Annotated in this window: 8 protein-coding genes; 3 read left to right on the top strand and 5 right to left on the bottom strand. The window is 73.1% G+C overall.

Going from position 1 to position 7077, the window contains the following annotated elements; translation table 11 throughout:
- Positions 1–202: 202 nt before the first annotated feature.
- Positions 203–847, bottom strand: a complete 645-nt coding sequence (locus ACBR40_RS22230; protein ID WP_371249980.1) for a TIGR03086 family metal-binding protein — start codon at positions 845–847, stop codon at positions 203–205.
- A 387-nt stretch (positions 848–1234) separates the two neighbouring features.
- Here ACBR40_RS22230 and ACBR40_RS22225 point away from each other — a divergent pair, with 387 nt between their 5' ends.
- Together ACBR40_RS22225 and ACBR40_RS22220 are read left to right on the top strand one after the other, a co-directional pair.
- Positions 1235–1570, top strand: a complete 336-nt coding sequence (locus ACBR40_RS22225; RefSeq protein ID WP_371249979.1) for a hypothetical protein — start codon at positions 1235–1237, stop codon at positions 1568–1570.
- Between the two features lie 289 nt (positions 1571–1859).
- Entirely contained in the window at positions 1860–2411 is a 552-nt protein-coding gene (locus ACBR40_RS22220; protein WP_371249978.1) for a dihydrofolate reductase family protein, read from the top strand.
- Positions 2412–2415: 4 nt separating this feature from the next.
- On the opposite strand, the gene ACBR40_RS22215 is transcribed toward ACBR40_RS22220, so the two are convergent.
- Entirely contained in the window at positions 2416–3231 is an 816-nt protein-coding gene (locus tag ACBR40_RS22215; RefSeq protein WP_371249977.1) for a lysophospholipase, read from the bottom strand.
- Positions 3232–3314: 83 nt separating this feature from the next.
- On the opposite strand from ACBR40_RS22215, the gene ACBR40_RS22210 reads away from it, so the two are divergent.
- Positions 3315–3956 (top strand): alpha-ketoglutarate-dependent dioxygenase AlkB, encoded by a 642-nt coding sequence (locus ACBR40_RS22210; RefSeq protein WP_344209670.1) that lies wholly within the window; start codon positions 3315–3317, stop codon positions 3954–3956.
- A gap of 10 nt (positions 3957–3966) precedes the next feature.
- Here the strand turns inward: ACBR40_RS22210 and ACBR40_RS22205 are convergent, their stop codons facing one another.
- The 3 genes from ACBR40_RS22205 to ACBR40_RS22195 are packed head-to-tail and all read right to left on the bottom strand — an operon-like array spanning position 3967 to position 6964.
- On the bottom strand, positions 3967–4671 hold the full coding sequence (locus ACBR40_RS22205; RefSeq protein WP_344209672.1) for a helix-turn-helix domain-containing protein: 705 nt from the start codon (positions 4669–4671) through the stop codon (positions 3967–3969).
- Between the two features lie 9 nt (positions 4672–4680).
- The gene (locus ACBR40_RS22200; protein ID WP_344209675.1) at positions 4681–5724 is read right to left on the bottom strand and encodes an alpha/beta hydrolase-fold protein; all 1044 of its coding nucleotides are present in this window, start codon (positions 5722–5724) and stop codon (positions 4681–4683) included.
- 19 nt (positions 5725–5743) lie between these two features.
- Complete coding sequence (locus ACBR40_RS22195) at positions 5744–6964, bottom strand: amidohydrolase family protein (RefSeq protein ID WP_371249976.1); 1221 nt, start codon at positions 6962–6964, stop codon at positions 5744–5746.
- Positions 6965–7077: the final 113 nt, after the last annotated feature.

Genomic DNA, 7077 nt, shown 5'->3' with positions numbered 1-7077 from the left:
GCCCGCCCCCACCACGTTGGTCGGCCTGGATCCGGCGCTGCGTGCCCCCCGCCGCCGCCGGATCGGCCGGACGTGTTTCGGCCCCGAACGATGGGTGTGCCCAGTTACGATCTTCTCATCCGATTGCCCGGTCAGGTGCCGGTTTCGCGGGATGTCGTACAGGGCGATCGTACGGTGTCGGCGCGCGGCGCGCGGGACCGGGTCAGGTGGAGTGGCCGTTCGGGTAGGGCCGCCGGCCGGCGGCGGCCGGGTCCCGTCCCAGGTAGGCCAGGAGGCGGTCGTCGGCGGGGGCGTCCAGGGGGACGGGGCGCGGCGCGGCGAACCGGTGCGGCCGGTCGGCGGGCGTCACGAACAGGTGGGCCAGGTCCAGCAGCTCGTCCGCCAGCAGGGTCGGGATGGGGCGGGGCTCGCCGCACGCGGTGGCGATGTCCCAGCCGTGTACGGCGATCTCGATCGCGCCCACGGCGGCCACCATGGGGCTGGTCAGGTGGCGGTCACCGATCGAGACCAACTCGCCGGTGAGCGTGGCCGCCCAGGTGCCGAGGAGTTCGGTGGCGTCGTCCCGTACGAGGAGGGCCGGGTTGTCGTGGCGGTTGAGCCGCCGGGCGGTGCGCAGGTGGTCGAGCGCCTTCGTGCCGAGGGTGACGGTGCCGGTGGCGGCCTCGTTCAGGGCGCGGAGGGAGTCGGTGACGTGGGCAAGCAGCCGTTCCATGCTCCAGCCGGCGCAGGGGGTCGCGCGGCAGAGCATGGGCGGGGTCACGATGCGCAGACTGCCGAGCGTGTAGTCGATCGCCCGTTCCAGCAGGGCCACGCCCGCTGTCAGGACCCGTTCTCGTTCACCGTTCATGGATCGCCTCCTCGGATGTGCTGACCGGAGGGGCGGCAGGAAGTCATCGGTGTGGATCTCGGAACCTTTCGCCGCCGGGCGGTGTAAGGGGGGCGAGGAGGATGATCGATGAGGTGGATGGTGGTGCCGCTCGTGGCGGTGCTTGCGGTGGCGGTTGGTTGTGGCGCCGGTGGTGGTAGGGCACCCGGGACGGCGGGCACGCCGGGGACGGCGACTTCGGGGACGGGCACGCCGCAGACCGGTGATACGCCGCAGACCGGTGATACGCCGCAGACCGGTCGCACCCAGCCGGGCGCTGAGGGTACGCCCGGCGCGGCCGATGCCACCGGGACCGTGAGCCCCGTTCCGGTGGTGACCATTGACGGGGCCGGGTGTCGCGGGACGGCGGTGTCGCGAGGGGATGGCTTTCCCGAGGTGCGGGGCACGGGCGAGGGGGTGGAACTGTGGGGGCTGCTGTTCGGGGAGGTGCCGGTGCGGCGCGGCGCGGAGGTCAAGATCGTATGGCGGATGACCGGGGAGGGCCCGCTGCGCAAGGTCGAGGCGACGCTTCCGGACGGCACGCGCGCCCGGCTCGCCTGGGGCCCCGAGGAGCACGGCGGGTCGAACTGGCGGCGTCCCGGGCAGGAGTGGGGCACGGGCTTCGTCTTTCCCGAGCGCGGCTGCTGGAAGGTCGAGCTGACCCGCGACCACGGCAAGGGGTACGTCTGGCTGCGCGTCCGCTGATGACTCCAGGCCGACGCCACAAGGCCCACGTCGCGAGGCTGGCGTCGCAGAGCCTGCCGTCACACGGCGAACGTCGCGAGGCCGACTTTCAAGAGTCTGGCGTCGTGAGGCGGACGTCGCGAGGCTGGCGGCGCAGAGCCTGGCTTCACGCGATGGGTGTCGCCTTGCCTCCGCAGCCGCAGAACGGCCCCTGTGCAGGCGGCGTCTGAAGGTGATCGGAAGGGGATCGTAAGGTCGGTCCGGCAGGGTGGTGTCCATTGACGACGGCTTCGAAGGGAAACTCGTCCCCATGCGCAAACTGCTGCTCCAGGTCCAGGTCAGCGCCGACGGCTACATGGCCGGTCCGAACGGCGAGATGGACTGGCTGACCTTCCCCTGGACCGACGACGTCGGCGAGCACATCAACGCGCTCACCGCGAACGTCGACACCATCATCCTCGGCCGCAGGCTCGCCGAGGGGTTCATCCCGGCGTGGGCCGCCGGGCCGCCCGGCGAGGACAAGGAGTCGATCGACTGGATGAACCGCACCCCCAAGATCGTGATCTCCCGCACGCTCACCGAGTCGCCGTGGGAGAACGCGACCATCGCCGGCGGCGAGCTGGCCGAGACGGTCAACGGGCTGAAGGCGAGGCCGGGCGGGGACCTCATCGTGTACGGCGGCGGGACGCTGGTCGCGAGCCTGGCCGAAGCCGATCTCATCGACGAGTACCACCTGTTCGTCAACCCGACGGCGATCGGCGGCGGGATGCCGGTCTTCCCCGGCCGCCGGAAGCTGAGCCGGGTCTCGGCTCAGCCGTTCGGGTGCGGCGTCACGGCGATGCACTACGAGCCCGTGAGGTAGGACATCACTCTCGCGCGGACAGGGCGCGGTCGAGGAAGGCGATGACGTCGTCCAGCACCTCGTCCTGGTTGGTCTCGTTGAAGACCTCGTGCCGCGCGCCCGGGTAGACGCGTTCGGTGAGGTCCGTGCCGCGTACGGCCTCGATGCCCGCCCGGCTCGGCCCGAGCGGCACGAGCTGGTCGTCCTCGCCGTGCACCCACAGCGTGGGCAGGTCGCCGAACGTGCCGCCCTTGCCGATCGCGGCCAGCGTGGCGGCGAACGCCTCCAGCGTGGCCCGCTTGAACGGCCCGTGCCAGACCAGCGGGTCGGCCGCGTACGCGGCGCCCACGGCCGGGTCGCGGGAGAGCGTGGCCGGGTCGATGGGGAGGTCGGGCAGCTCGTCGAGGGCGAGCAGCGCCGGCACCGCCTCCCACTCACCGATCACCGGCCCGGACAGGACGAGCGCGGCCAGCCCCGCGCCGTGGAGCTGGGCGTACCGGGCGGCGATCATGCCGCCCATCGAGTGGCCGATCGCCACGACGGGGACGCCGGGGTGCGCGGCCCGCACCTGCTCCTCGACGGTGTGGACGTCGGCGACGACGTCCTCGAAGTCCTCGATGAGCACCCGCTCGCCCTCCGACCTGCCGTGCCCGGCGTGGTCGACGCCGTAGACGGCGGCGCCGTGGCGGACCAGCCGGTCGGCGACGTGCTCGTAGCGGCCTGTGTGCTCGCCGTACCCGTGGATCAGCAGGACGACGTAGCGGGGGTCGTCGTGCGGCCATTCGCGGACGGTGCGGGCGCCGTGCACGCCGGCGAAGACGTGCTCACGGGACTCGGCCATGCTTCACACTCCTCGGGTTCGAGCTGCGGCGAGCGTACGTCGGCCGCTCCCGCCCTCACAACCGCGTCGTAGGCTGGGTGACGATGATCCCGCTGCCGATGAGGGAGATCGCGCCGGGCGCGGTCCACGTTCCTGGCTGGTTGTCGATGGACGAGCAGCGCCACCTCGTCCGCGCCTGCCGCGCGTGGGCCACGGGGCCGGTGCCGATGCGGCACACCCGGCTGCCCGGGGGCGGCGTGATGTCGGTCCAGACGGTGTGCGTGGGCTGGCACTGGCAGCCCTACCGCTACACGCGCCTGGCCCACGACGTCAACGGCCGCAAGGTCGCCGACTTCCCCGGCTGGCTCGCCGACCTGGGCCGCCGTGCGGTGGCCGAGGCGTACGGCCGCCCGGCCGACGACTACGCCCCCGACACGGCCCTGGTCAACTTCTACGACGCCGACGCCCGGATGGGCATGCACCAGGACAAGGACGAGAGGTCGCCCGCCCCGGTGGTCTCGTTGAGCATCGGCGACACTTGCCGGTTCAGGTTCGGCAACACCGAGACGCGCGGCAGGCCGTACACGGACGTGGAGCTGGCCTCGGGTGACCTGTTCGTGTTCGGGGGGCCGTCGCGGCTCGCCTACCACGGCGTGCTGAAGGTCCTGCCCGGCACCGGCGATCCGGCCACCGGTCTCGCCGCCGGTCGGCTCAACGTCACGCTGCGGGTCACCGGCCTCCGGTGACGCGCCGAGGTCACCGGCCTCCGGTGACGTAGTCGAAGTCGTCGTCGGAGAGGGTGCGCCGCAGCGTCCGCAGCACCTTGTTCGCGTCGTCGCCCGGCTGCTCCAGGTAGAACGGCTTGCCGTCGCGGCCGAACGTGATCGCCGAGCCGCCCTCCCACTTGCCGAGCGCGTCGGCGACCGGCCCGAAGTCCTCGTGCGGCTCGAACCCGAGGGTGCGGGCGTAGTCGACCGAGCCCAGCACCAGGTGCCTGGCCAGCTCGTACGGCGCCTCCTGCCAGCCCGCGTACTCGCCGAAGAAGTACTCGCGGAAGCGCGCCAGCTCCCGGTCGTCCATGATCTGCGGGCCGATGGCGTTGCGCACGCCGAGGCAGAACACGTCGGCGAGGTAGCCGGAGACCTCCATGCGGTCCCAGGAGTGGCGGCGGGCGACGAGCACGCACACCATGCCGTCGGCGCCGGACTCCGGCGCCTCGTCGCTCCAGCCGAGCGCGGGGTCGATGCCGAGGCCGGCGCTCCAGCCGACGTTGATCCAGCATCCGACCACGTCGGGGGTGTCGCCACCAGTGGTGGTCCCCGTGGCGAGCTCTGTGGCGATCTCCCTCACCAGCGGCGCCACGACGGACGGCGGCACCTTGAGCGCGCGGGCGATCTCCTTGGGAGAACGGCCCTGCGCACGAAGTTCGCGTACCTGGTCCTTCAATTCCGCTTTGTCCACGCGGGCAGCCTAGCCGTTCCGCTCCGACAGCCGCCGCGCGAGCCAGGCGAGGGCGAGCGGGTAGCGGTACTCGATGCCGCCGTGCCCCGCGTCGAACAGCTCGAAGTGGACCCGCTCGTCCGGCACGCCCGCCGCCGCCACCGCGCGGCGGAACGCGACCGCGGCGAAGTCCAGGAAGTACTCGTCCCGGTGCCCGGCGTCCACCCAGATGCCCCGCATCGAGCGCAGCGCCTCGGCGTAGCGGGGCTCGCCCGCCATGACCACCGGGTCGTGCGCCAGCCAGCGCCGCCACACCTCCGGCACCGGCGCCCCGGTGTCGTCGAACGGCATCCGCACCGTGCCGTCCTCGTCGGCCGAGTACGCCGCCGCGTAGGCGTACATCTCCAGCAGCTCCAGATCGCCCTCCCGCGTCCCGGCCAGCCGGGAGCGGAAGTCGGCGAGGAAGGCGTCGTAGGAGCCGCCGTACATGTCGCGCAGCCGCCGCGCCAGCCCCGGGAACGCGTGCCGCATGCTGACCTCGAACAGCGCGTCCCCGGCGTGGGTGGCGAGGGCGCCGAAGACGTGCGGGGCGAGCATGGCGGTCACCATGGCGCCGTAGCCGCCGCTGGACTTGCCGGTGACCGCCCGGTGGTCGCGGCCGGGGAGGGTGCGGTAGTGGGCGTCCACCCAGGGGACGACCTCCTCGCACAGGTACGAGTGGTAGCGGCCGGTGGCCGGCGAGTCGAGGTACTGGCTGCCGCCGAGCGCGGTCCAGGCGTCGACGTACACGACGATCGCGGGCGGCGCCTCCCCCGCGGCGAACATGGCGTCGGCCAGCTCGGGGAACGGCCGGCGGAACGGCGCCCTGTTGAGCCACATGGCGACGTGGCCGGTGTAGCCGAGCAGCACGTACAGGGAGGGGTAGCGGCGCTCGGGCTCGTCGTCGTAGCCCGGCGGCACGTACACCAGCAGCGGCCGCTCGTGCGGGTCGCCCAGCGGGTTGCCGCGCAGCAGGGTGCTGTCGATCACGCGGTGGTCGAGACGGCCGGCCAGCTCGGCGGACCAGGGCAGCATGCGAACTCCTTCAACGGTCTCAGAGAGAGGAGGTGACCGTGTCCACGCCGGTCTGCGTGACGGCCCGCCCGCCCACCAGGACGAGCACGAGCTCACGCAGGTCGGAGATGCGGCGGAGCGGGTCGCCGCGCACCGCGATCAGGTCGGCCCGCTTGCCGGTCTCGACGGTCCCGGTCACCGCGCCGACCCCGCAGGCGTCGGCGGCCCGCGCCGTGGCCAGCTCGATCACCTCGGCGTTGCCGAAGCCGGCCCCCGCGAACACCTCCAGCCCCGCCACGTAGCCGTCGGTGCGGTTGCCGACGCCCGCGGCGGCGAAGCCGGAGTCGGTGCCGGCGATGAGGCGCACCCCGGCGTCCCGCATGGCGACGATCCCGTGCAGCCAGTCGTCGAGCATCTCGGGGCCGAGCGTGTCGCGCAGCCGCCAGTAGACGCCGTGCAGGGTGGGGCACACGTACGTGCCGCTCTCCGCGACCAGGTCGGCCAGCTCCGGGTCGTAGCGGTGGCCGGAGGGCGTGAAGAACGAGCAGTGCTCGATCGTGGCCACCCCGGCCTCGACCGCGCTGCGGATGGCCGCGTGCGCGTGCGCGTGCGCGGCCACGCCCTTGCCGCGGGCGCCGGCCTCCTCCACGACGGCGCGGATCTCCTCCGTGGAGTACTGCTGGACCCAGCTCGGCGCCGCGCTCGGCGTCATCTGGCCGCCGGAGGCCATGATCTTGAGGCAGTCGGCGCCGGCCCGCAGGTTCTCCCTGGCCACGCGGCGGATGGCGGGCAGGTCGTCGGCCTCGCCGCCCATGTACCAGCAGTGGCCGCCGGTGGGCGTGATGGGCCGGGTCGCGGCGATCAGGTGGGGGCCGACGGCCAGCCCCTCCTCGATCGCGTCGCGCAGCGCCAGGTCGAGGAAGCCGCGCGCGCCGAGGTCGCGGGCGGTGGTGACGCCGGCGGAGACGAGCTTGCGGGCGTTCTCGGCCATGCGCAGCAGCAGGTGGCGGTCGCTCTCGGGGCTCTGCCCGGTCACCGGGTCGACCTTGTCGTCGAAGCCCAGGTGCACGTGCGCGTCGATGAGCCCCGGCAGCAGGGTGCAGCCGGGCAGGTCGACGACCTCGTCGGCGTCGCCCGGCTCGCCGGCGCCGCCGCGCGGCCCCGCGAAGGCGATCACGGCGCCGTCCACGGCCACCTCGCCGTTCGGGATCACCTCGCCGGGGCGGCCGGTGAGCACCTGCGCGGCGCGAAGGATGCGCATGCCCCAAGGGTGCCACAACGGGTCTTAAGGGCACAGGAAGGCGTTCGTAAGGGCGGCGCGCGACCGTGAAGGTGTTCCACCCAGAAACTCGCGAACCCGCCCCAGGAGGACCC

The sequence above is a fragment of the Nonomuraea sp. AD125B genome (assembly GCF_041402765.1).
In the GTDB taxonomy this organism is placed as follows: domain Bacteria; phylum Actinomycetota; class Actinomycetes; order Streptosporangiales; family Streptosporangiaceae; genus Nonomuraea; species Nonomuraea bangladeshensis.
The sequence above is the reverse complement of the archived record's forward strand: the minus strand, read 5'-3'. Positions and strand labels throughout refer to the sequence as shown.

Coding starts and splice junctions, on each gene's coding strand:
- ACBR40_RS22210 (WP_344209670.1), top strand. CDS start 3,315: ATGATCCCGCTGCCGATGAGGGAGATCGCGCCGGGCGCGGTCCACGTT.
- ACBR40_RS22220 (WP_371249978.1), top strand. CDS start 1,860: ATGCGCAAACTGCTGCTCCAGGTCCAGGTCAGCGCCGACGGCTACATG.
- ACBR40_RS22200 (WP_344209675.1), bottom strand. CDS start 5,724: ATGCTGCCCTGGTCCGCCGAGCTGGCCGGCCGTCTCGACCACCGCGTG.
- ACBR40_RS22215 (WP_371249977.1), bottom strand. CDS start 3,231: ATGGCCGAGTCCCGTGAGCACGTCTTCGCCGGCGTGCACGGCGCCCGC.
- ACBR40_RS22230 (WP_371249980.1), bottom strand. CDS start 847: ATGAACGGTGAACGAGAACGGGTCCTGACAGCGGGCGTGGCCCTGCTG.
- ACBR40_RS22195 (WP_371249976.1), bottom strand. CDS start 6,964: ATGCGCATCCTTCGCGCCGCGCAGGTGCTCACCGGCCGCCCCGGCGAG.